Annotated in this window: 18 protein-coding genes; 9 read left to right on the top strand and 9 right to left on the bottom strand. The window is 59.2% G+C overall.

The annotated features are described in order from the left end of the window. Positions 1-10: 10 nt before the first annotated feature. The 4 genes from AC1Q6I_RS07165 (at position 11) to AC1Q6I_RS07150 (ending at position 10,221) form a co-directional block, all read left to right on the top strand. The gene (locus AC1Q6I_RS07165; RefSeq protein ID WP_240968750.1) at positions 11-4,465 is read left to right on the top strand and encodes an RHS repeat-associated core domain-containing protein; all 4,455 of its coding nucleotides are present in this window, start codon (positions 11-13) and stop codon (positions 4,463-4,465) included. Between the two features lie 16 nt (positions 4,466-4,481). Then, positions 4,482-5,081: a hypothetical protein gene (locus AC1Q6I_RS07160; protein ID WP_102625334.1), complete on the top strand. Its 600-nt coding sequence runs from the start codon at positions 4,482-4,484 to the stop codon at positions 5,079-5,081. A 152-nt stretch (positions 5,082-5,233) separates the two neighbouring features. Next, complete coding sequence (locus AC1Q6I_RS07155; RefSeq protein ID WP_102625333.1) at positions 5,234-9,670, top strand: RHS repeat-associated core domain-containing protein; 4,437 nt, start codon at positions 5,234-5,236, stop codon at positions 9,668-9,670. Between the two features lie 20 nt (positions 9,671-9,690). Further along, positions 9,691-10,221 (top strand): hypothetical protein, encoded by a 531-nt coding sequence (locus AC1Q6I_RS07150; protein WP_024078142.1) that lies wholly within the window; start codon positions 9,691-9,693, stop codon positions 10,219-10,221. A 127-nt stretch (positions 10,222-10,348) separates the two neighbouring features. On the opposite strand, the gene AC1Q6I_RS07145 is transcribed toward AC1Q6I_RS07150, so the two are convergent. The 3 genes from AC1Q6I_RS07145 to AC1Q6I_RS07135 form a co-directional block, all read right to left on the bottom strand. Next, positions 10,349-10,624, bottom strand: a complete 276-nt coding sequence (locus tag AC1Q6I_RS07145) for an HU family DNA-binding protein (protein ID WP_003176958.1) — start codon at positions 10,622-10,624, stop codon at positions 10,349-10,351. Between the two features lie 191 nt (positions 10,625-10,815). After that, positions 10,816-11,964 (bottom strand): NAD(P)/FAD-dependent oxidoreductase, encoded by a 1,149-nt coding sequence (locus tag AC1Q6I_RS07140; RefSeq protein ID WP_102623596.1) that lies wholly within the window; start codon positions 11,962-11,964, stop codon positions 10,816-10,818. A gap of 36 nt (positions 11,965-12,000) precedes the next feature. Next, positions 12,001-12,168 carry a rubredoxin gene (locus AC1Q6I_RS07135; protein ID WP_003213373.1) on the bottom strand — a complete coding sequence of 56 codons (168 nt, stop codon included), beginning with the start codon at positions 12,166-12,168 and terminating at the stop codon, positions 12,001-12,003. A 197-nt stretch (positions 12,169-12,365) separates the two neighbouring features. On the opposite strand from AC1Q6I_RS07135, the gene AC1Q6I_RS07130 reads away from it, so the two are divergent. After that, entirely contained in the window at positions 12,366-12,929 is a 564-nt protein-coding gene (locus AC1Q6I_RS07130) for a chorismate--pyruvate lyase family protein (RefSeq protein WP_102623595.1), read from the top strand. After that, positions 12,929-13,819, top strand: coding sequence for a 4-hydroxybenzoate octaprenyltransferase (gene ubiA / locus AC1Q6I_RS07125; RefSeq protein WP_024078145.1), 891 nt, complete (start codon positions 12,929-12,931; stop codon positions 13,817-13,819). Before AC1Q6I_RS07130 ends, ubiA begins: the two co-directional genes overlap by 1 nt. A 119-nt stretch (positions 13,820-13,938) precedes the next feature. Here ubiA and AC1Q6I_RS07120 read toward each other — a convergent pair whose 3' ends face one another. Then, on the bottom strand, positions 13,939-14,319 hold the full coding sequence (locus tag AC1Q6I_RS07120) for a COG4315 family predicted lipoprotein (protein ID WP_024078146.1): 381 nt from the start codon (positions 14,317-14,319) through the stop codon (positions 13,939-13,941). A gap of 154 nt (positions 14,320-14,473) precedes the next feature. On the opposite strand from AC1Q6I_RS07120, the gene phoB reads away from it, so the two are divergent. The 3 genes from phoB to AC1Q6I_RS07105 all read left to right on the top strand — a co-directional run bounded on the left by phoB (position 14,474) and on the right by AC1Q6I_RS07105 (position 18,146). Beyond that, on the top strand, positions 14,474-15,163 hold the full coding sequence (gene phoB, locus AC1Q6I_RS07115; protein ID WP_003176964.1) for a phosphate regulon transcriptional regulator PhoB: 690 nt from the start codon (positions 14,474-14,476) through the stop codon (positions 15,161-15,163). Positions 15,164-15,257: 94 nt separating this feature from the next. Beyond that, the gene (gene phoR, locus AC1Q6I_RS07110; RefSeq protein WP_219730516.1) at positions 15,258-16,544 is read left to right on the top strand and encodes a phosphate regulon sensor histidine kinase PhoR; all 1,287 of its coding nucleotides are present in this window, start codon (positions 15,258-15,260) and stop codon (positions 16,542-16,544) included. A gap of 261 nt (positions 16,545-16,805) precedes the next feature. Then, positions 16,806-18,146: a hemolysin family protein gene (locus AC1Q6I_RS07105; protein ID WP_024078148.1), complete on the top strand. Its 1,341-nt coding sequence runs from the start codon at positions 16,806-16,808 to the stop codon at positions 18,144-18,146. 30 nt (positions 18,147-18,176) lie between these two features. On the opposite strand, the gene AC1Q6I_RS07100 is transcribed toward AC1Q6I_RS07105, so the two are convergent. From AC1Q6I_RS07100 to pstA, 5 genes are all read right to left on the bottom strand, one after another. Beyond that, positions 18,177-18,839, bottom strand: a complete 663-nt coding sequence (locus AC1Q6I_RS07100) for a M23 family metallopeptidase (protein WP_069077345.1) — start codon at positions 18,837-18,839, stop codon at positions 18,177-18,179. 188 nt (positions 18,840-19,027) lie between these two features. Further along, positions 19,028-19,936 (bottom strand): response regulator, encoded by a 909-nt coding sequence (locus tag AC1Q6I_RS07095; RefSeq protein ID WP_069077344.1) that lies wholly within the window; start codon positions 19,934-19,936, stop codon positions 19,028-19,030. A 168-nt stretch (positions 19,937-20,104) separates the two neighbouring features. After that, positions 20,105-20,866 (bottom strand): phosphate signaling complex protein PhoU, encoded by a 762-nt coding sequence (gene phoU / locus AC1Q6I_RS07090; RefSeq protein ID WP_024078151.1) that lies wholly within the window; start codon positions 20,864-20,866, stop codon positions 20,105-20,107. A gap of 70 nt (positions 20,867-20,936) precedes the next feature. Further along, positions 20,937-21,770, bottom strand: a complete 834-nt coding sequence (gene pstB, locus AC1Q6I_RS07085; RefSeq protein WP_024078152.1) for a phosphate ABC transporter ATP-binding protein PstB — start codon at positions 21,768-21,770, stop codon at positions 20,937-20,939. 177 nt (positions 21,771-21,947) lie between these two features. Next, a complete protein-coding gene (gene pstA / locus AC1Q6I_RS07080) occupies positions 21,948-23,618 on the bottom strand; it encodes a phosphate ABC transporter permease PstA (protein WP_024078153.1) in 1,671 nt (556 codons plus the stop codon). Positions 23,619-23,623 lie beyond the last annotated feature (5 nt).

Here is a 23,623-nt window from a genome sequence, read left to right as displayed (position 1 = left end):
AGCTACCTGCATGTCTGACGCGTTATGGGCTGCCCGGATGGGCGATGCGCTGTCCCACACCTCGATGATGGCTGACATCCTCGGCGGGGTGCTGGAGGTGGCGGCCAATATCGCAATCACCGCCGTGGCGACTGCTGCCGTGGTCGCGGCCACCGGTATTACCGTCGCCACCGGCGGGCTGGGGTGCTTCCTGCTGGGCGCGGTGGTGGGCACGATTGTCGGCCTGGCCATGAGCAAGACAGGGGCGGACAAAGGGCTCACGAATTTATGCGATAGCTTCAGCAACGCGCTGTTTCCGCCCACGGTGCAGGCCAACATTCTGACCGGCTCCACCGATACCCTGACCAACAGCATTCCTGCCGCCCGCGCCGCCGGGGCGATCAGCTCCCATGTAGCGCCGGCCGGTACCGAGCTGGAAGCCCCCCAGCCAGAGCCCGAAGCCAGTTACCTCGACATGGCCGAAAGCTTCTTCTCGCAGATGTGGCGGCCCACGGTTGCCACCCCGGCGCCGGGCGCCGTACCCAAGCCGCTGGATCTGGTCACCTGCATGAAGCATCCACCGATGCCACCGCAGTTTCTGGCCGAGGGCTCGGACAAGGTCACGATCAACGGCCAGCCGGCGGTGCGCAGCGGTGATCGCAGTACGTGCGATGCGACCGTGGTGTCGTCCGGGTTGATTTCATCCAACGTGACCATTGGTGGCGGCTCGGTGGTGGTGCGCGAGATTCGCAGCGGCAAGACGCCGGGTGTGGGGCTGGCGGTCACCGCGTTGTTGATGCTCAAGGGCGGCAAGGGCAAGTTCTTCAGCAAGCTGCCGTGCATGTTGATCGGCGGTGCGACCTCGATGGCCGTGAGCAGTGCGATGGGGGCGATGGCCAATGCGGCCATGGGCTCGTCGAACCCGGTGCATGCGGCCACCGGTGCCAAGGTGTTGGGCGGCGATAATGAGCTGGATTTCGTACTGCCGGGCATCCTGCCGATTGATTGGCAACGTTTCTACAACAGCCGTGACGAACGCACGGGCGGTTTGTTCGGTGCGGGTTGGAGCGTGCCGTATGAGGTGTGCGTCGAAATTCGTCCCCATCCCGAGGGCGGCGAAACGCTGGTATACACCGACGAGCAGGGGCGCCCTATCGACATGGGCAGTATTCCCCTGGGCGGCGCGGTGTTCAGCGCCGGTGAGGGGCTGGCCGTGCGCCGACACCTCAACGGGCAATTGCTGATAGAGAGCGATGACGGGCTGTATCGCTTGTTTGAACCCTCTGCCAACCCTTCATTGCTGCGCCTCAGCCAGCTCGGCGACCGCAACGACAACCGTATCCATGTCGATTATGACGAAGCCGGGCGACTGATTCGGCTGCGCGATACATTCGATCTGGTGCAAGTGGAGTTGATCCGCGATCAAGGCCACGTGATGCGGCTCGAACGTCTTTACCCCGATCAACGCCGCGAAGTGCTCGTCAGTTACGGCTACGACGCTACTGGCAACCTGGCGGAGGTCCGCGATGCCACTGGCCAGGTGCAGCGGCGCTTCTGCTACGACAGTGGTCGGCGCATGGTGGAGCACCAGTTACCTACCGGTCTGCGCTGTTTCTACGAATGGGCCTTGGTTGAAGACGTGGAATGGCGCGTGGTCCGGCACTGGACCGACGAAGGCGACGCCTACCAGTTCGACTATGACTTGCAGGCCGGTATCACGCGCATTACCGACGGCTTGCAACGCGTCAGTACCCGCCACTGGAACACCCAGCACCAGATCGTTCGCTACTGCGACAACCTCGCGCAAACATGGCTGTTCGAGTGGAACGACGAGCGCCAATTGCTCAGCGCCACCGATCCGCTGGGCGGGCGCTTTGCATACAGCTACGACGACGCCGGCAACCTGATCGGCGAGACCGACCCGCTGGGCCGCAGCGAATCCACTACGTGGCTTGAGCATTGGGCTTTACCAGTATCTGGCACGGACAGCGAAGGCAACACCTGGCACTTACGTTATGACCAGCGAGGTAACTGCATTGCTGAAACGGACCCGCAGGGTCATGTTTCGCAGTATCGCTATGACGATCACGGGCAGTTGGTGGAGGTCATCGACGCAGCGGGAAAAAGCAAAAGGATGCGCTGGAACCCATTCGGCCAACTTATTGAGCATATTGACTGCTCAGGTTACCCGACCCGTTTCAAGTATGACGAAAGAGGCTATTTGCAGGCTGTCACCGATGCATTGGGTGAGCGCACAACGTTTGTTTACGATGCTCGGGGCCTGGTGCTGAGTACTCAGTTGCCTGATGGACGCATTGAACACTTTCAACGCGACACCAGCGGTCAACTGATCGCACATACCGACTTCTCCGGGCACTCTACCTACTATCAACGCAATCGCCAGGGACAGGTCAGTCAGCGGCTTGATGCGCACGGCCGCCAAGTCAACTTTGAATACGACCGCTATGGCCGCCTTAACACTCTGTGCAACGAAAACGGTGAGCGGTACCGTTTCTCCTGGGACGCCAACGACCGCGTGGCTGAGCAGCAGGACCTGGACGGTAGCGTGCGCCGCTATCATTACGACGCACTGAACAACATTAAGCGGATGGAATCTATTCCTGCCCCTCTGGGCAGCGGAATGGCATCAGTCCCTGTAACTCCCGAAGCATCCATCGTGCATTGCTTTGAGCGCGACGCTGTTGGCCGCCTGCGGGTCAAGATCACTGATGATGGACGAACGGAATACACCTACGACTCGCTGGATCAACTCAAGGCCGTCACATTTACCGACAATGCCGGCAGGCAACAAGCGATCAACTTTGACTACGACAGCGTTGGTCAACTGATCGAAGAGAAAAGCGCGACTGGCACCCTGCAACATAACTATGACGAGCTCGGCAACCTGAGTCAGACTCGCCTTCCCGACGGGCGCTGGCTCAACCGCTTGCACTACGGCAGTGGGCACCTCCATCAAATAAATCTCGACGGTCAGGTTATCAGCGACTTCGAGCGCGATCGCCTGCACCGCGAAGTACTGCGTACCCAAGGACATCTCAGCACGCGTCATCACTATGACCGTTGTGGGCGATTGCGCTCCCGTGAACGAGGTCAGATCACTCGAGCATCGGTACTTCCTGCTGCGGTACAAAAGCATTTCGAGTATGACCCCAGCGACAACCTGATTGGCAAGCTCGAGCAGACGCCGAGCGGCCAACGCAGGCAACTGCTGCACTACGACGCAACCGACCGGGTGGTCGCTAGCCAAGACAATCTCGTAGGCCAACGCGAAACCTATTCCTATGATGCAGCTGCGAACCTTCTGGATGCTCCGCAACCCGGTGCCGGGCTGGTACAGCACAACAAGGTCCTGACGTATCAGGACAAACGTTATCGTTACGACGGTTTCGGTCGAATGATCGAAAAACGCAGCGCAAATCGCGGCATCCAGCGCTTTGCCTATGACGCCGAACATCGCTTGATTGAGGTCCACAATGAGCACGGCGGGCAGCGGTCTGTCGTAAAAATGACCTACGACCCTATAGGACGAAGAACTGCCAAGGCGACCTACGACGGGAATGGCTATTTGTTGAGCGAGACCCGCTTTACTTGGGATGGACTGCGCCTGCTGCAAGAACACAAGCACGCCCAGACCAGCCTTTACATATACGGGGACGATAGTCACGAACCTCTCGCTCGCGTTGATGGCAGTGGCATCCAGCAGAAAGTTCGCTATTACCACAATGACCTAAACGGTCTGCCCGAACTGCTCTCGGAAGCTGAAGGTCAGACCGTCTGGCAAGCCAGCTATCGAATTTGGGGAAACACGGTTCAGGAAATTCGTGAACCCTACTACATCGAAGAACAAAACCTGAGGTTTCAGGGCCAGTACCTGGACCGTGAAACCGGCTTGCATCACAACATATTCCGTTTCTACGATCCGGATATCGGCCGCTTCACTACCCCCGACCCTATCGGCCTTGCAGGGGGGCTGAACCTTTACCTGTATTCGACAAATCCACTGACCTGGATCGACCCCTACGGCTTGAATCCTGAGGATTTGATACGTTACAAACCCAAGGCGTCCGTCACCCCGAAAGCGGGTGGCCGCGGTACGGCAATCAATAGGGCATGGGGCGAAGAACGGGATCTGGTTCTACGCGGTGGCGGCTCACGAAACTGGACGGATGAGGAACGCGAGCTGATCAAGAATACAAAGAGCAACGCTCGCCTGAACTCTAAGATGTCCAAAGCAGGCTACACCGGTCACCATATCAACAGCGTCGAAGGTAACGGTGCCTTGGGCAAGGCCTGGAAAGGTGACCCGAGGAACATTGTTTTCTTGCAAAACTCGAAACACCCAAGTGGTGTGGACGAACATTTGAACAGCCCTCAAGGGCACCGAAAGAATTATGCCAACTCAGGCAAAGGCCGATTGATCGACCGTCTTAGAACACCCGGCAGAAAAGCCGGCTGCGGTAAATAATCCATTGGAGAAGAACATGAGCGCCCTTGACAACGCATTTAAAGAGCTGCGCCGCGTCCACAAAAAATTCGATATCGAAGGAAGCTTCGAAAAAAGCAGCCATGCCAACGCAAAATGGCCGCAGACGTTACCGCGCTCGGCAGAAACCGACTATTTCTACGATAACTGTGAGCCAGTTGATGTTGAAGTTGAAACCGGTCTGACGCCGATCTGCTTCTTCAACTTGAGCGCTTTGGAAGACGGCCAAGTTGGCTATAAATGGGATGGCGATTCGAACAAGACCCTGGTAAACGGGAATTGGCCTGCCCAGTATCTGGTTTTCATGGATGATATTGGCGGCGGAAAACCGATTATCGCCGTTACGGACACTCCCGGGACTCCAGTGTGGGCGAGCTACGATGTCGTCGAGCCGTTCAAGATTGCCAACTCCCTGGCTGATTTCCTCTTGGCATTCGCCAAAACTATCGAAATTGTTCACGGAAAATTCGACATCTTTGACATTTACAACGATGACGACGAGCTTTCCCCCAAATTTGTAAAATTGCTGACGAAAGAGGTCAGCCCGTTGCTGGGCGAGGAGAACTTCGAACGTTTTTTCGATTACTTCTACGGCTAAGACGGATTGTGCCAAAGACAACGTACGGCCTGTCGACTGCCTTGAGGATCCGCGCATGAGAACAGCATTGATGAGCATGCCTTAACCACACAGTGGCAGCTGACTGACTATGGAAAGTCTCAATAGAATCGGCACATCCCTGAGCACCACGCATGTCTGACGCGTTATGGGCTGCCCGGATGGGCGATGCGCTGACCCATACCTCCATGATGGCCGACATTCTTGGCGGTGTGCTGGAGGTGGCGGCCAACGTGGCGATCACTGCTCTGGCGACTGCTGCGGTGGCGGCGGCGATTGGTGTGACGGTCGCTACTGCCGGCATTGGTGGCTGCATCCTCGGCGCGGTAGTCGGCATTGTCGTCGGCATGGCCATGAGCAAGACGGGGGCCGACAAGGACCTCAGTAAAATGTGCGAGAGTTTCGCCAACGCGCTGTTTCCACCGGTGGTGGAAGCCACGATTGCGGTAGGCTCGGCCGACACTTTCGTCAATAGCATCCCCGCTGCGCGTGCGGCAGGCTCCATTCCCTCGCATGTGGCGCCCGCAGGCACGGAGCTTGAACTCCCGCCGCCGGAACCCGACACCGCGCCACAAGCCGAGCCCGGCTTCCTGGATATGGCCGAGGGCTTCTTCTCGCAGCTATGGCGGCCGACCGTCGCCACGCCCGCGCCTGGTGTCGTTCCAGCCCTCACCGATATGGTCCTGTGCGCCCGTCATCCGCCGATGCCCCCGCAACTTCTGGCGGAGGGTTCCGACAAAGTAACCATCAACGGCCAGCCCGCCGTGCGCAGTGGTGACCGCAGCATGTGCGACGCGACGGTAGTGTCCTCGGGCCTGATCTCGCCGAATGTCACGATTGGCGGCGGTACGGTGGTGGTACAGGAGATTCGCAGCGGGAAAACCCCAGGCGTTGGGTTGGCGATTGAAGTGCTGATGATGCTCAAGGGAGCGAAGGGCAAGACGCTGAGCGACCTGCCTTGCATGTTGCTTAGCGGAGTCACGTCCTATGCGGTCAGCCAGGCTATGGGGGCAGCGGCAAATGCAACGATGGGCTCGCCCAATCCGGTACATGCGGCGACGGGAGCAAAGGTGCTGGGCGGTAATACCGAAATGGATTTCGTACTGCCAGGGATACTGCCGATCACTTGGCAACGCTTTTATAACAGCCGGGATAAACGTCGCAACGGGATGTTTGGCGCAGGATGGAGCGTTTCGTATGAGGTCTGCATCGAAATCTTGCCTCACCCAGATGGTGGCGAAGACCTGGTCTACACCGACGAACAGGCACGACGCATCCATCTGGGGGCTATGCCGCTGGGTACTGCGATGTTCAGTGCCGGCGAGGGCTTGAGCATTCGACGTCACCGTAACGGGCAGGTGCTGATCGAGAGTGAAGACGGGCTGTACCGCCTGTTCGACAGCGCCCCTGGAGACTCGGCATTTCTGCGCCTGAGTCAATTGGGCGACCGCAATGACAACCGGATTTATCTTGATTATGACGAGCGAGGTCAACTGGTTCGGCTGCGAGATACCTTTGACTTGATACAGATTGAACTGACGCGCGAACGTAATCGTGTCTGTCAGATTGTCCGCGTGTACCCCGACCACCGGCGAGAACCCCTTGCCCTTTATAGCTTCGATGCAGCCGGTGATCTGGCGCACGTCAGCGATGCTACCGGCCAGACTCAAAGACGTTTCGCTTATGACAGCAGCCAGCGAATGGTCGAACACCAGTTGCCCACAGGGTTGCGTTGTTTCTATGAGTGGGCGTTGATTGACCAGATGGAGTGGAGGGTTATCCGGCATTGGACGGATGAAGGGGACGAGTACAGATTTGAATATGACCTGCAAGCGGGCATTACTCGGATCACCGACAGCCTGCAGCGTGTCAGCACCCGGTTGTGGAATAGCCAACATCAAATTGTCTCTTACACGGACAACTTGGGCCAGACGTGGTTGTTTGAGTGGAATGACGAGCGTCAGTTACTCAGTGCAACCGATCCGAAAGGGGGGCGATATGCGTTCAGCTATGACGATTCGGGAAACCTGATTGGCGAACACGACCCCTTGGGACGCAGTGACTCTACCGTGTGGCTGCCGCATTGGGCGCTGCCTCGATTTCAAATTGATGCGGCGGGCAATAGTTGGACGTATCAATACGACTCACGCGGAAACTGCATCCGAGAAACTGACCCATTGGGCTATAGCACGCAGTACCGTTATGACGCTCATGGGCAGATCGTAGAAATCATTGATGCCGCGGGCAAAAGCAAACGAATGCGCTGGAATCAATTCGGCCAGCTCATTGAGTACATTGACTGCTCGGGCTACCCGACACGGTTCAGCTATGACGAACGTGGCTTTTTGCAGACGATTACCGATGCGCTGGGAGAACGCTCCCATTTCAGTGTTGATGCCAAAGGACGGCTGCTAACCAGCCAATCACCCGACGGGCAGATGGACTATTTTCAGCGCAATGCAAACGGGCAATTGGTCAGCCACACCAACGCTGCCGGCCATACCACGCACTATCGACGCAACCGTCGCGGGCAGGTGTCACAGCGCACAGATGCCCACGGTCGTACGGTCGAGTTTGGCTACGATGCCTTCGGGAGGCTGCAGGCGCTGACCAATGAAAATGGCGAACGTTATCTGTTTACCTGGGACGCCGGTGACCGGCTTGAGAAACAGCAGGATCTCGACGGCAGTGCCAAGTACTACGCCTACGATACGCTGGATAACTTGGCCAGCGTGGAATCTGTGCCCGCACTTTATGGCACAGGGCTTTCAGTTGTACCGCCCACCAGGGCTAAACCTATTGTTCACCGGCTGGAGCGGGATGCAATCGGGCGCCTGACAGCTAAAGTTACCGACGATGGCCGGACCGAATACGTTTATGACGTACTCAACCAATTGCTCGCAGTGACGTTTACGGATCACCAAGGCAATTCGCAAGCGCTGGGCTTTTCGTATGATGCACTCGGCCAACTTCTGGAGGAGGCCAGCCCAGCTGGGAGTTTGCGCCATCATTACGATGAGTTGGGTAACCTGACACAAACCCAATTGCCCGACGGACGCTGGATAAATCGATTGTTCTACGGCAGTGGCCACCTCCATCAAATCAACTTAGACGGCGTCATCATCAGTGACTTTGAGCGCGACCGCTTGCATCGCGAAGTCATGCGTACCCAGGGGCAGATCAGTACTTACTTGGGGTATGACCGCAGTGGCAGGTTAAGGTCTCGTCAACGCAGATACACGCAACAGGCGTCGCTGTTGCCCAGTGCAGAGCAAAGCAACTTCGAATACGACCTCGCAAACAACCTGGCCTTAAAGCGAGATCAACACGCCAAGGGACAGCGCCACCAGCTTCTGCATTACGACGCTACGGGGCGGATTATTGCCAGCCAGGGCGATATCCAAGGACAAGCAGAAATATTCGCTTATGACGCGGCGGCAAATCTGCTGGATGGGTCGCAACAAGGAGCAGGCCTGGTCGTACACAACAAATTAATCACCTATCAAGACAAGCGCTTCCGTTACGACGGATTTGGCCGGGTGATCGAAAAAAGAAGCAGCCAACGCGGTCTACAGAGCTTCAGATACGACGCTGAGCATCGCCTGATTGAAGTTCGAAATCACGGTACTGCTGGGGACTCCGTGATTTGCATGAAGTATGACCCTTTGGGCAGGCGTCAGGAAAAATGTGAGTGGCGCAATGGGTTTCAGACAAACAAAACCACGTTCTTATGGGACGGTTTAAAACTACTCGAGGAGCAACATAACAGTCAGAAAAGCTTATACCTGTATGCCACCAGCGGATACGAGCCTTTGGCGCGTGTCGATGGCCGCGGTCACCAGCAAAAAATCAGGTATTACCATAACGACGTTAATGGATCGCCCCTACAACTGACTGAAGCGGACGGAAGCCCTGTCTGGGAGGCCACTTATAAAGTTTGGGGCAATACCCTCCAAGAAGTGCAAGAACCGTATTACATCGAAGGGCAAAACCTGAGATACCAAGGCCAGTACCTCGATAGAGAAACCGGTCTGCACTACAACACGTTCCGCTTTTACGACCCTGATGTAGGGCGGTTTACCACCCGGGACCCTATCGGGCTGGCAGGCGGACTCAATCTCTACCAGTACGCGCCCAATCCGATTGGCTGGATCGACCCGCTGGGATTAAGTTGCTCCCTCAGTGCCAAGGCTCGAAAAATACATGACGTGGCGAGAGATCCGTTCGCCAAACGGAATTCAACCGTCGCCATCGCGGAGGTCACGATCAATGGAAAAACTACACATTACGTGGCTGGCAGCGGCGGCACACTCTCCCCTGCACAAAGAAAACTCGCCGCTGAAATGGGTATACCACCTGAAAACATATTGTCAGGCACGAAGGTACGAAGCAGTAACGCGGACCCGACACAGGCGAAACTGGAAAACCATGCTGAACGGGTTATCATCAGAAACCTGCCAGAAGGTGCAAAAGTCGAAAAATGGGGCGTGTCGTGGGGTGGTAAACAAACCAACGCATCCTGTTCAAATTGCCAGCCTCATGTGGATGCTTCCGGCGGCATTTTCGATTAAAAACTTACAGGACAATCATGATGTTTAATATCGTCGACGAGATAGACAACTATCAGGCCTTCATTCAGAACAGCCTTAAAAATTTGTCCGATAAGCAAACTATTTTTTTATCGGCCTGGTGTGTCAATGGCTTATTCAGCTTGCCAAATACCCTGACTGTTATTCAGCAAAAACTGGGTATCAGCGACAGCAAAGAAACTATTGTTGATTCTATTCTTCAAGGCAACATCTCGTCCTATCAGCACAAACTTCAACACCTGCTGGACACAATGGATGAGTATGCTGCCAACTATGAGGAACCCGAGGCACACGAAACCTATTCGTTGGCGGGTTTCAATTCTGCACTTAACAGCGCAACCGACACGGAGAACCTTGCCTACGCCCTTGAGGTGATCATTAATCTGATTGATCACTACGCGCAAACAGAAGATGACCCCGTCTGGGAGCGTACGCTAAAGGAAGAATTCGACGCTCAGCACTCGATCATTAACGATCTGCTGAAAAACAGACCGGTCACTATCACCAGCCACCATGACTTTTTGATTAGTTAAGATAAAGATCAAAAAACAGGGGGTTGGCTGCCCCACCACACAATATCCGTCCACAAAAAATGGGCACCCGACCCAGTCGGCGTGCCCATTTTTCCTACCACCCCGCCCCCTGTCGAGACGGCACTGCTTACGCGTTGACGGTGTCTTTAAGCGATTTACCCGGTTTGAACGCAACGGTATTGCTCGCCTTGATTTTCACAGGCTCACCGGTTTGCGGGTTTTTGCCGGTGCGGGCGCCACGGTGGCGTTGCAGGAAGGTGCCGAAACCAACCAGGGTGACGCTGTCCTTGCGGTGCAGGGCGCCGGTGATTTCTTCGAGAACGGCGTTGAGGACGCGGTTGGCCTGTTCTTTGGTGAGATCCGCTTTTTCAGCGATGGCGGCTGCGAGTTCTGGTTTACGCATAAATGAAGCCTCTTTGACGGTTTTTTGTTGTTATGTCCGTGCTGCTCGTCTGTGGAGCAGCGCCCAAAGCGCCGCAGGCTCTACTCTGCGGCAGACGGGAGTGAGGATGGCATGCCCTCGTACGCCGCGCCAGTCTCGCGGCGACCTTTCTAGGGTAAAAAATGTGCTTATTCCGACAGAACGACCGGTATTTACGCCAGCAACGGCGGAAGTTCTTTGTTGAGGGCGAGTTTTTCCATCACGGCGCTGCCGGTCAGCGCATAACCCAGCAGGCGGCCGCTGGCGTCGCGGCACAGGGCCTTGATGTCGGCGCCCTGGCCTTCGACGCTCCAGACCCCTTCGGCGCCCCGTGGCGGTGGCGAAACCACCAGCGGGCAGACCGGGGTCTTCACGGTGACGGGCATCGGGCCGTAGCTGACGGCGGTGGCGTTGCCGGCCAGGGTCTGGGCCAGGGCGCGGGCACAGGTCATCAGGGGCATGACGTAGAGCAGGTTCAAGCCGTCGACTTCGGCGCAGTCGCCCAGGGCGTAGATATTGGCGTGGGAGGTCTTGAGGTGGCGATCCACCATGATCCCGCGGTTGGTTTGCAGGCCGGCGGCAGCCGCCAGGTCGATGCGCGGGCGCAGGCCGATGGCTGACACCACCAGGTCACAGGCGACCACCTCGCCGTCGGACAAGTGGGCTTCAAGCCCGTCTGCCGTGCGTTGCAGGCGATTGAGCACCGGGCCCAGGTGGAAACGCGCCCCCAGGCCTTCCAGCCCCGCCTGCACTGCCGCTGCCGCCGCGGGGTGCAACAGGGTCGGCATGACTTGCTCGCAGGGCGCGACCAGGTCGATTTCATAGCCGCCGAGGATCAGGTCATTGGCGAATTCGCAGCCGATCAGGCCCGCGCCCAGCAGCAGTACGCGGCGCTTGCCGGCGGCCGCAGTACGAAAGCGTGCGTAATCTTCAAGGTCGTTGATGGGGAAAATCAGCTCGGATGCATCGCCTTCCACCGGCACCCGCACGGTTTCTGCGCCCCAGGCCAGGACCAGGTCGCTATAGGCCACGGCTTCCTCGCCAATCCACAGGCGCTTGTGACCTGGGTCGATGCCAGTGATGCGTGTGTGGGTACGCACTTCAGCCTTGAGTTGCTCGGCCATCGCGCCCGGTTCAGCCATGCTCAGGCCATCGGCGTCCTTGTTCTTGCCAAAGCCGGTGGAGAGCATGGGCTTGGAGTAGGAGCGCCCGTCATCCGCGGTGATCAGCAGCAATGGGGTCTCGCTGTCGAGCTTGCGAAACTCCCGGGCCACGTTGTAGCCGGCCAATCCTGTGCCGATGATCACGACAGGTGCGTTCATTCCTTTCTCCTTGTAGTACGGTTCTGAAACTGAAAATTAGCCGATTTCGATCATTTCGAAATCCATCTTGCCGACGCCGCAGTCCGGGCACAGCCAGTCTTCCGGGACGTCCTGCCACAGGGTGCCCGGAGCGATACCATCATCCGGCCAGCCGTCTTTTTCGTCATAGATCAGGCCGCAGACTACACATTGCCACTTCTTCATTTACTTGCTTCCTCAGGGTCCAGGCAGGTTGGCCGGCGGTCGATGGATCCAGCGTTGCCGCGCGGCTCAGGGCGTTTTGTACTGATCGGGGCCGGGAGATGCAAGCTCGATCGACGCAAGGCGCTGGCTCGGCCCGGCAAAAGGTCAGGACGCCATGGTAAGCTCGCCGCCTCTTTTGCTGCCAATACTGACTCACCGTGCCGCACTCAATCGCCCTTACCGATGTTTGCCAATGGCTGACCCAGAGCCTTCTGATCCCTGCGCCCGCGCCCGTGACCCTCGACTGGCTGTTCGACGAAGGCTCGCTGACGCGCCGGCTGACGTGGCTGTCCAACGATGGCTTCAGCGTGACGCCGCTGTTCGAAGGCTGGCAGCCGCTGCGCGATGATGAATGCGCGGCGCTGCACATGCCCCCGGCCAGTATCGGTTGGGTGCGCGAGGTGTATTTGCGCGGGCATGGCCAACCGTGGGTATTTGCCCGCAGTGTGGCGGCGCGCAGCGCATTGCAGGGCGACGGCTTGCATATGGACGAATTGGGCAGCCGCTCCCTGGGCGAATTGCTGTTTTGCGATCACGCGTTCACCCGCCAAGCCATCGAGGTGTGCCGTTACCCTCGCCAATGGCTGCCCACCACGGACCAGGCCGACGGGCTGTGGGCACGCCGCTCACGCTTTGATCGTGGGCCGCTGAGCGTGCTGGTGGCGGAAGTCTTCCTGCCGAGTTTCTGGCACGCGCTGCATGACCATCCGGAGAATTGCTGATGTATCAACGTCTGCTCAAATCCTTGAACCGCCTGAACCCCAGGGCCTGGGATTTCATTCAGTTGACCCGCATGGACAAGCCCATCGGCATCTACCTGTTGCTGTGGCCGACGCTGTGGGCGCTGTGGATCGCCGGCAAGGGCTCGCCGGCCCTCCTCAATATCGTGATTTTCGTATTGGGTGTGGTGCTGACCCGCGCCGGCGGTTGCGTGATCAACGACTGGGCCGACCGCAAGGTCGACGGCCATGTGAAGCGCACCGCGCAACGCCCGCTGGCCTGCGGCAAGATCAGTTCAAAAGAGGCCCTGGTGTTCTTTGCGGTACTGATGCTGATCAGCTTCCTGCTGGTACTGCTGACCAACGCCACAACCATCTGGTTGTCGCTGGGCGGCCTGGCACTGGCGGCCAGCTACCCGTTCATGAAGCGCTACACCTATTACCCCCAGGTGGTGTTGGGCGCGGCGTTTTCCTGGGGCATGCCGATGGCGTTCACCGCCGAAACCGGCCACCTGCCCGCCACCGCCTGGCTGCTGTATATAGCCAACCTGCTGTGGACGGTGGGCTACGACACCTATTACGCAATGACCGACCGCGACGACGACCTGAAGATCGGCGTCAAATCCACGGCCATTCTGTTCGGCGATGCTGACCGGGTGATCATCCTGACCCTGCAAGGCCTGGCGCTGCTGTGCCTGTTGCTGGCCGGCGCAAGGTTTGAACTGGGGGGCTGGTTCCACCTGGGGTTGCTGGCGGCGGCAGGCTGCTTTGCCTGGGAGTTCTGGTACACCCGCGACAGGGACCGGATGAAATGCTTCAAGGCGTTTTTGCACAACCACTGGGCCGGGTTGGCGATTTTTGTCGGGATTGTGGCGGATTACGCGTTTCGCTGAGGTGTTTGCAGTGTCTGGTCGGGCCTCATCGGGGGCAAGCCCCCTCCCACGTTTGAATGTATTCACACATCAAAAGGTGGGAGCGGGCCTACCCGCGATGTTTTAGCCACGAAGCAGGATCAGGGCTTGGCGACTTTCCAGGCCCCGTCCATTTTGCCGTCGCCGGTCATGTCACCGGCCTTTTTGTCCATGACGAAGGTATAGAGGGGCTTGCCGCTGTAGGCCCATTGGCTCTTTTGATCGTCTCGGGTGATGACGGTCCACTTGCCCATGGGCTTGTCGGTGGATTCGGCCATCAACGGCGGCCAGTTGGCAGCGCACTTGTCGTTACACATGGACTTGCCATCGGCATCCTTGGCGAAGGTGTAGAGCGTCATGCCTTTGTGATCCACCAACACCCCATCTTTCGTCATCGCCGGCTCTGCGGCAAACGCCAGGGTCGGCAGCGTCAACGCCACCGTTACCAGCAAGGCTTTCCAGGAAAAAGTACTGTAAGTCATCGGAACCTTCCTTTTGTGGTTGTCAGGATTCGGACTCAAAGCGTAGTCCACACGGGCGGGAATTGCCCAAGCGGCTAAATTACTGTCACACGACTGCAATAATTCCGTTATCTAATGCGGCGCAAGACAGTTAAATGACAAGAGGATTTTAGGCATGGTTGGCAGGAGCATTCTGATCGTTGACGACGAAGCGCCCATTCGCGAGATGATCGCCGTTGCGTTGGAAATGGCCGGCTATGACTGCCTGGAGGCGGAAAACTCCCAGCAGGCCCATGCCATCATCGTCGACCGCAAGCCGGACCTGATCCTGCTGGACTGGATGCTGCCGGGCACCTCCGGTATCGAACTGGCCCGCCGCCTCAAGCGTGATGAGCTGACCGGGGATATCCCGATCATCATGCTCACCGCCAAGGGCGAAGAAGACAACAAGATCCAGGGCCTGGAAGTCGGCGCCGACGACTACATCACCAAGCCATTTTCCCCACGGGAGCTGGTCGCTCGTCTGAAAGCGGTACTGCGCCGTGCCGGTCCTACCGATGGCGAAGCACCGATCGAAGTGGGCGGCCTGCTGCTGGACCCGATCAGCCACCGCGTGACCATCGACGGCAAGCCTGCCGAGATGGGCCCGACCGAATACCGCCTGCTGCAATTTTTCATGACCCACCAGGAGCGCGCCTACACCCGTGGCCAATTGCTGGACCAGGTGTGGGGCGGCAACGTGTATGTGGAAGAGCGCACCGTGGACGTGCACATCCGTCGCCTGCGCAAAGCCTTGGGCGACGCTTACGAGAATCTGGTACAAACCGTGCGCGGCACCGGCTATCGGTTTTCCACCAAGGGCTGAGCCAGCCACTTCCTGATTTAAGAGTCTGACTTAACAGCTGACAAGGACGCATGTTCAAGTGAATCAAAACTGGCATGGCACCCTGATCCGCCACATGCTTCTGTTGATCACCGGCTGCCTGCTGGTGGGCCTGGTCAGCGGTCAATACGGCTGGAGCCTGGCTGTTGGCATCGGCCTGTACCTGGGCTGGACGCTCAAGCAATTGCTGCGCCTGCATGAATGGTTGCGCCAGCACAAACCCGATGAAGCACCACCCGACGGCTACGGCCTGTGGGGCGAGGTGTTCGACAGCATCTACCACCTGCAACGCCGCGACCAACGCGTCCGCGGACGCCTGCAAGCGGTGATCGACCGGGTACAGGAGTCCACCGCCGCGCTCAAGGACGCGGTGATCATGCTCGACAGCGATGGCAACCTGGAATGGTGGAACCGCGCCGCCGAGACCCTGCTGGGCCTCAAGACGCCCCAGGACAGCGGCCAGCCGGTGACCAACCTGGTGCGCCACCCGCGCTTCAAGGAATACTTCGAACAGGAGAACTACGAAGAAGCCCTGGAAATCCCCTCGCCCACCAACGACCGCGTGCGCATCCAGCTGTACCTGACGCGCTACGGCAACAACGAACACCTGATGCTGGTGCGTGACGTGACACGCATCCACCAGCTGGAGCAGATGCGCAAGGACTTCGTCGCCAACGTCTCCCACGAACTGCGTACCCCATTGACCGTGATCTGCGGCTACCTGGAGACGCTGCTGGACAATGTCGACGAGATCAACCCGCGCTGGAGCCGCGCCCTGCAACAGATGCAGCAACAGGGCTCGCGCATGCAAACCCTGCTCAACGACTTGCTGTTGCTGGCCAAGCTGGAGGCCACCGATTACCCGTCGGACAACCAGCCGGTCGCGGTGCAGAGCCTGTTGCAGACCATCAAGAACGACGCCCAGGCCCTGTCCGGCCAACGCGGGCAACAGATCACCCTGGAAGCCGACCCGTCGATCCTGCTCAAAGGCAGCGAAGGCGAATTGCGCAGCGCGTTTTCCAACCTGGTGTTCAATGCGGTGAAATACACCCAGGACAAGGGCAATATCCGCATCCGCTGGTGGGCCGATGAACACGGCGCCCACCTGAGCGTGCAGGACTCCGGCATCGGCATCGATGCCAAGCATCTGCCGCGCCTCACCGAACGGTTCTACCGTGTCGATTCCAGCCGTAACTCCAACACCGGCGGCACCGGCCTCGGCCTGGCCATCGTCAAGCATGTGCTGCTGCGCCATCGCGCGCGGCTGGAGATCAGCAGCGTGCTGGGGCATGGCAGTACGTTCACCTGCCATTTTCCGCCGACTCAGGTGGCGCGCTCGCGAGCCCTCAGCCCCGACGAATAAACCCAATACTGTGGGAGGGGGCTTGCCCCCGATATAGGTGGCAGGGTGTCATGCAGCACATTCATATCTGACCCGCCGCCATCGGGGGCAAGCCACCTCCCACAGTGGATCGGTGTTGTCTTAGAGAGTGCATTCCATACCCCACCTGGCAGCAACCACTAGGCAAGCGCCCCGTCAGCCGCTACATTGGCCCACTTGTGTCTGCCTTTCAGGCCCTCCTGTCACCCCTAATTGAACACACGGAACCCGCAAAACCCCATCATGGACCCTTCCCCTGGTATCACCCTCGCCACACTCTTCGCCGACTTCGGCATGATTCTTTTTGCACTGGTCCTGGTACTGCTCAACGGATTTTTCGTTGCAGCGGAGTTCGCCATGGTCAAATTGCGCTCCACCCGGGTCGAGGCCATCGCCCATACCAACGGCTGGCGCGGACAGATCCTGCGCACCGTGCACAGCCAGCTCGACGCCTACCTGTCGGCCTGCCAGCTGGGTATCACCCTCGCCTCCCTGGGCCTGGGCTGGGTCGGTGAGCCGGCCTTTGCGCATATCCTCGAACCGCTGCTGGGCGCCGTGGGCGTCGAATCGCCGGAAGTGATCAAGGGTGTGTCGTTCTTTGCCGCGTTCTTTGTGATTTCCTACCTGCACATCGTGGTCGGTGAACTGGCGCCCAAGTCCTGGGCGATCCGCAAACCCGAGTTGCTGTCGCTATGGACCGCCGTGCCGCTGTACCTGTTCTACTGGGCCATGTACCCGGCGATCTACCTGCTCAACGCCAGCGCCAACGCCATCCTGCGCATCGCCGGCCAAGGCGAACCCGGCCCGCACCACGAGCACCATTACAGCCGCGAAGAACTCAAGCTGATCCTGCACTCCAGCCGTGGCCAGGACCCCAGCGACCAAGGCATGCGCGTGCTGGCGTCGGCCGTGGAAATGGGCGAGCTGGAAGTGGTGGACTGGGCCAACTCCCGGGAAGACCTGGTGACCCTGGACTTCAACGCCCCGCTCAAGGAAATCCTCGCGCTGTTCCGTCGCCACAAATTCAGCCGTTACCCCGTGTATGACGCGGTGCGCAACGAGTTTGTCGGCCTTTTGCACATCAAGGACCTGCTGCTGGAACTGGCGGCCCTGGACCACCTCCCCGAGTCGTTCAACCTGGCCGAGCTGACCCGCCCGCTGGAACGTGTGTCGCGGCACATGCCGTTGTCACAGTTGCTGGAGCAGTTCCGCAAGGGCGGCGCGCATTTCGCCCTGGTGGAAGAAGCCGACGGCAAGGTCATCGGCTACCTGACCATGGAAGACGTGCTGGAAGTGCTGGTAGGCGATATTCAGGACGAACACCGCAAGGCCGAGCGCGGTATCCTCGCCTATCAGCCGGGCAAGCTGCTGGTACGGGGCGATACGCCGCTGTTCAAGGTGGAACGCCTGCTGGGCGTCGACCTGGACCACATCGAGGCTGAAACCTTGGCCGGGCTGGTCTACGACACCCTCAAGCGGGTGCCTGAAGAGGAAGAAGTGCTGGAGGTTGAGGGCTTGCGGATCATCATCAAGAAGATGAAAGGACCGAAGATCGTGCTGGCCAAGGTGTTACTGCTCGACTAACCGCAGGCGCGGGCTTGCCCGCTCCTGCCGTCAATTGCCCAATGCAAAATTGGGCAATGCGCCGACGGGCTGGTTGAATTCATACGGGATCGACACCAGTCCCGCCTCGGTGGGCCGCTGCACCACGAAGTGCAGATGCGGCCCGCTGCTGTTGCCGGTATTGCCCGATAACGCCAGCGGGCTCCCCACTGCCACGCGTTGCCCTACCCTCACACTGACCGACCCTCGCTTGAGATGCAGGTACACGCCCTCGGTGCCATCGTCGTGCCGCACCCGCACAAAATTCCCCGACGCATCATTGCCCCGCCCGGCCTGCTCGTTCTCGGTCTTCACCACCACACCGCTGCGGGCGGCAATAATCGGCGTGCCTTCAGGCATGGCAATGTCCATGGCGTAGCGGCTCTTGGCGTCGGTGTGGCTGAAACTGCCGTTGGGGCCCTGGGTCAGGCGGAAAGGACCGCCGCGCCAAGGCAAGGGGTAGCGGTAAGCTTGTTGTGGACGATCGGGCCTGGGCACGACAAGCATCGGTCGCTCAACCTTGCGCTCCCGGATCACGAACGCCTGGGCGCCAGGCGTATACCGGTCGCTGAAAAACACCAGGCCATTGGCATCGACGGATTTGTAGAGGGTCATGGCCTGGGTCGACAGGGCGACCGTTGCAAGCCCGCAGCACAGCAAAAAGCGCATGAGCATGGTGTGAACCTGCCGGGATGACTGAGCGGCAGGTTAGCAACGGATCATGACAACTTTGTACGCCACAATGGAGATCCAATGTGGGAGGGGGCTTGCCCCCGATAGCAGTCCTTCAGCCAAGTATTCGTTAGCTGACACACCGCTATCGGGGGCAAGCCCCCTCCCACATTTTTCAGTGGTTTCGAGGATCAGGCGCCCGGCACAAAATGCTTCTGCGCCGTGCCGCGCGCGATCAGGCGCGAGATGTAGTCAAGCTTCTGCGCATCCTGGTCGATGAACCGGAAGGTCAGTTGCAGCCAGTCGCTGTCGGGCTTGGGCTCGAACGCCACAATGGCGTGCAGGTAGCCGTTGAGGCGCGCGACTTCGGCGTTGTCGCCCTGCTCAAGGTCGAGTACCGCACTTTCCAGTACCTGGGGCAGGACCTCACCGCGACGCACCACCAGCAGCGCCTCCTTGATGCTCAGCGCCTTGATCACACACTGCTGGGTGCCGCTGGACAGGCGCAATTGGCCCTGGCCACGACCACCTGCCGGTGCCCCTGCCGCTGGCGCCGCTTGCACGGGTGGGCTGTTGAGCAAGCCGCGGCTGGGTGCCACGGCCGCGACCGGAGCGGCCTTGACCGCTTCAGGTTTGCCGCCGGTCAGGGCGCTCAGCGAGTCGTTGCCGAAAGCCGAGTTCATCTTGGTCGGTGCGCTGGCGACTAAGGCGTCGAGACGGCCGATTTTGTGCAGGGCCTGCTTGACCTTGTTCAGCAACTGCTCGTTGGTGAACGGCTTGCTGACGTAGCCGGATACACCGGCCTGGATCGCCTGGACCACGTTTTCCTTGTCGCCACGGCTGGTCACCATCACGAATGGCATGGCCTTGAGGTGCGCCTGTTCGCGGCACCAGGTCAATAGCTCAAGCCCGGACATCTCCGGCATTTCCCAGTCGCACAGCACCAGATCGAAGGTTTCGCGCATCAGGATGGCCTGGGCCTTTTTACCGTTCACCGCATCTTCGATCTTGATGCCCGGGAAGTAGTTGCGCAGGCACTTCTTCACCAGGTCGCGAATAAACGAGGCGTCATCCACCACCAATACACTGACTTTACTCATCGACCCTTTATCCTATAAAAACCGCGGCACGCAGAACGCCTGACTAATGGCATTTTGCCAAAACTCTATCGTCACGTTCGGACTTTCTTTCGTCCGATCCGTAAAAAATTCAGCTGCCACGAACAAAAACGCCCGACCAAAGGCCGGGCGTTAATTTCTCGGGCAACCTTACTTATCGTCAGATTCGCCAGGAACATTAGGGATTTGATCGACTGAACCTTCAACTTCCGCTTTCATGCGCTTGAGGCCCATGTGCCGTACGTCGGTGCCGCGTACCAGATAGATCACCAGTTCCGAGATATTGCGCGCGTGGTCGCCGATCCGCTCCAGGGAGCGCAGCACCCAGATAATGCTCAAGACCCTTGAGATAGAGCGCGGGTCTTCCATCATGTAGGTCGCCAGCTCACGCAACGCCGTCTTGTACTCACGGTCGATGATCTTGTCGTACTGGGCCACCGACAATGCCAGCTCGGCATCGAAGCGGGCGAATGCGTCAAGCGCGTCGCGCACCATGTTGCGCACCTGGTCGCCGATATGGCGCACTTCCACGTAGCCGCGCGGGGCTTCGCCTTCTTCACACAGCTGGATGGCGCGACGGGCAATCTTGGTGGCTTCGTCGCCGATGCGCTCGAGATCGATCACCGACTTGGAAATGCTGATGATCAAACGCAAGTCGGACGCCGCCGGCTGGCGACGGGCAAGAATGCGCAGGCATTCTTCGTCGATGTTGCGTTCCATCTGGTTGATCTGGTCATCGATCTCACGCACTTGCTGGGCCAGGCCCGAGTCGGCCTCGATCAGCGCGGTGACCGCATCGTTGACTTGCTTCTCCACCAGCCCGCCCATCGCCAGGAGGTGGCTGCGCACTTCCTCAAGCTCGGCATTGAACTGCGCGGAGATGTGATGGGTAAGGCCTTCTTTGCTAATCATGTTGGCGTCCTTGGAGCGTCCGGTAAGGTGCGGAGAACCGCAGCGTCAGTGCAATGTGAACCACGGCTTCCTAGCCGTAGCGACCGGTGATGTAGTCTTCGGTCTGTTTTTTTGCCGGATTGGTGAACAGGGTATCGGTATCGCCGAACTCCACCAGCTTGCCCATGTACATGAACGCGGTGTAGTCGGAAACCCGCGCCGCCTGTTGCATGTTGTGGGTCACGATGACGATGGTGAACTTGGACTTGAGCTCGTAGATCAGTTCTTCCACTTTCAGCGTCGAGATCGGGTCGAGTGCCGAGCACGGTTCGTCGAGCAGCAGCACTTCCGGCTCCACGGCGATGGTGCGCGCAATCACCAGACGTTGCTGCTGGCCGCCGGACAGGCCCAGCGCTGACTCATGCAGGCGGTCCTTGACCTCATCCCACAGCGCCGCGCCCTTGAGTGCCCACTCCACGGCCTCATCAAGGATACGTTTCTTGTTGATGCCTTGGATGCGCAGGCCGTAGACCACATTTTCGTAGATGGTCTTGGGGAACGGGTTGGGCTTCTGGAACACCATGCCCACGCGACGACGCAACTCGGCCACGTCTTCGCCCTTGCGGTAGATGTTGGTGCCGTAGAGGTTGATCGCACCGTCCACGCGGCAACCGTCCACCAGGTCGTTCATGCGGTTGAACGTGCGCAGCAGGGTGGACTTGCCGCAGCCCGAGGGGCCGATAAAGGCAGTCACGCGCTGCTTGGGGATGTTCATGCTGACGTCGAACAACGCCTGCTTTTCACCGTAGTACAGGCTCAGGCCGGGCACTTCGATGGCCACGGTCTCCTGGGCCAGGCTCAGGCTCTGCTTGTCACGCCCCAGGGCAGACATGTTGATGCCGTGGGATTGGGTTTCGTGTTGCATGGGATGCTCCCTGTGCTACCAATTCGTTTCAGTGAGCCGCGGCGATTGGGCCTGCGGTTACATCATTCTTCTGTAGGAGCGAGCTTGCTCGCGAAGGTCGTTAACAAAACGCGCGGGAGCCAGAATGAACGCGGCGCCCTTGCGTTTCTCGCGAGCAAGCTCGCTCCTACAGGGTTATCAGCTATCCAACGCTTTGTATTTTTCGCGCAGGTGGTTGCGAATCCACACCGCCGACAGGTTCAACGTAGCGATCACCAGCACCAGCAACAACGCGGTGGCGTACACCAGCGGCCGTGCGGCCTCGACGTTGGGGCTCTGGAAGCCGACGTCATAAATATGGAAGCCCAGGTGCATGATCTTCTGGTCCAGGTGCAGGTACGGGTAGTTGCCATCCAGCGGCAGCGACGGCGCCAGCTTGACCACACCCACCAGCATCAGCGGCGCCACTTCACCGGCGGCGCGCGCCACGGCGAGGATCATGCCGGTCATCATCGCCGGGCTGGCCATCGGCAGCACGATCTTCCACAACGTTTCCGCCTTGGTCGCGCCCAGTGCCAGGGACCCCTCACGCACGGTGCGAGGAATCCGCGCCAAGCCTTCTTCGGTGGCCACGATCACCACCGGCACCGCCAGCAGCGCCAGGGTCAACGAGGCCCAGAGCAGGCCTGGGGTGCCGAAGGTCGGGGCCGGCAGGGCTTCGGCGAAAAACAAACGGTCGACCGAGCCACCCAATACATACACGAAGAACCCCAGGCCGAACACGCCGTAGACGATGGCCGGTACACCCGCCAGGTTGTTCACGGCGATGCGGATAATCCGCGTCAGGGTGTTCTGCTTGGCATATTCACGCAGATACACCGCCGCCAACACGCCGAACGGGGTCACGATCATCGCCATGATCAGGGTCATCATCACGGTGCCGAAGATGGCCGGGAAGATCCCGCCTTCGGTGTTGGCTTCCCGTGGGTCGTCGCTGAGGAACTCCCAGACCTTGCTGAAGTAGAAGCCGATCTTGGTCATCGTGCCCATGGCGTTCGGCTGGTAGGCGTGTACCACTTTGCCGATGCCGATTTCCACTTCCTTGCCGTTCGCATCGCGGGCGGTCAAGGCGTCGCGGTTGAACTGGGCGTGCAGGTCGGCCAGGCGCGCTTCGATGTCCTGGTAGCGGGCGTTCAGCTCGGCGCGGTCGGCATCCATGTCGGCCTGGGCGGCGGCGTCGAGCTTGCCTTCCAGTTCCAGCTTGCGACCGTGCAGGCGAATACGTTCGAGGCCGGCGTTGATCGCGCCGATGTCGGACTTCTCCAGGGTCTTGAGTTGAGCCGCCAGCTTGTTCACGCGGTCGACGCGGGCTTGCAGTTCCGGCCACGCGGCCTCGCCTTCAGCGATGACCTTGCCATCCTGCTTGACGTTGACCAGGGTGCCGTAGAAGTTGCCCCACTCGCGACGCTCGATAGTCATCAGGTTCTTCGGCGTGCTCTGGTCCTTCAACCACTCGCCGACGATCCAGGTGAAGTCGTTGCCGTTCAGGTCACGGTTGCCGACCTTGATCAGCTCGCGGGTCATGAATTCAGGGCCCGCATCGGGCACCGGCAGGCCAGCGCTTTTCAGGCGCTCGCGCGGCACTTCTTCTTTCTGCACCACTTCGCCGATGACGATATGGTTTTCCTGGCCCGGCACGTTGTAGTTGGCCTGGATCAGGTCAGCCGGCCAGAAGTGGCCCAGGCCACGCACGGCTATCACCGCCAGCAAACCAATGGTCATGATGACCGCGATGGACACCGCGCCACCGCTGATCCAGACGCCGGGAGCGCCGCTCTTGAACCATCCATTCAGGGAGTTCTGTTTCACAGACT

This window comes from Pseudomonas sp. MPR-R2A5 (assembly GCF_058793055.1).
The sequence above is the reverse complement of the archived record's forward strand: the minus strand, read 5'-3'. Positions and strand labels throughout refer to the sequence as shown.

Excerpts from the sequence above, each read along its gene's own strand:
- AC1Q6I_RS07145 (WP_003176958.1), bottom strand. The coding sequence starts at position 10,624 with ATGCGTAAACCAGAACTCGCAGCCGCCATCGCTGAAAAAGCGGATCTC.
- AC1Q6I_RS07105 (WP_024078148.1), top strand. The coding sequence starts at position 16,806 with ATGGACCCTTCCCCTGGTATCACCCTCGCCACACTCTTCGCCGACTTC.
- AC1Q6I_RS07150 (WP_024078142.1), top strand. The coding sequence starts at position 9,691 with ATGTTTAATATCGTCGACGAGATAGACAACTATCAGGCCTTCATTCAG.
- AC1Q6I_RS07135 (WP_003213373.1), bottom strand. The coding sequence starts at position 12,168 with ATGAAGAAGTGGCAATGTGTAGTCTGCGGCCTGATCTATGACGAAAAA.
- ubiA (WP_024078145.1), top strand. The coding sequence starts at position 12,929 with ATGTATCAACGTCTGCTCAAATCCTTGAACCGCCTGAACCCCAGGGCC.
- pstB (WP_024078152.1), bottom strand. The coding sequence starts at position 21,770 with ATGCAACACGAAACCCAATCCCACGGCATCAACATGTCTGCCCTGGGG.
- AC1Q6I_RS07165 (WP_240968750.1), top strand. The coding sequence starts at position 11 with ATGTCTGACGCGTTATGGGCTGCCCGGATGGGCGATGCGCTGTCCCAC.
- AC1Q6I_RS07140 (WP_102623596.1), bottom strand. The coding sequence starts at position 11,964 with ATGAACGCACCTGTCGTGATCATCGGCACAGGATTGGCCGGCTACAAC.
- AC1Q6I_RS07120 (WP_024078146.1), bottom strand. The coding sequence starts at position 14,319 with ATGACTTACAGTACTTTTTCCTGGAAAGCCTTGCTGGTAACGGTGGCG.
- phoB (WP_003176964.1), top strand. The coding sequence starts at position 14,474 with ATGGTTGGCAGGAGCATTCTGATCGTTGACGACGAAGCGCCCATTCGC.
- phoU (WP_024078151.1), bottom strand. The coding sequence starts at position 20,866 with ATGATTAGCAAAGAAGGCCTTACCCATCACATCTCCGCGCAGTTCAAT.
- AC1Q6I_RS07155 (WP_102625333.1), top strand. The coding sequence starts at position 5,234 with ATGTCTGACGCGTTATGGGCTGCCCGGATGGGCGATGCGCTGACCCAT.
- AC1Q6I_RS07095 (WP_069077344.1), bottom strand. The coding sequence starts at position 19,936 with ATGAGTAAAGTCAGTGTATTGGTGGTGGATGACGCCTCGTTTATTCGC.
- AC1Q6I_RS07160 (WP_102625334.1), top strand. The coding sequence starts at position 4,482 with ATGAGCGCCCTTGACAACGCATTTAAAGAGCTGCGCCGCGTCCACAAA.
- phoR (WP_219730516.1), top strand. The coding sequence starts at position 15,258 with ATGCTTCTGTTGATCACCGGCTGCCTGCTGGTGGGCCTGGTCAGCGGT.
- AC1Q6I_RS07100 (WP_069077345.1), bottom strand. The coding sequence starts at position 18,839 with ATGCTCATGCGCTTTTTGCTGTGCTGCGGGCTTGCAACGGTCGCCCTG.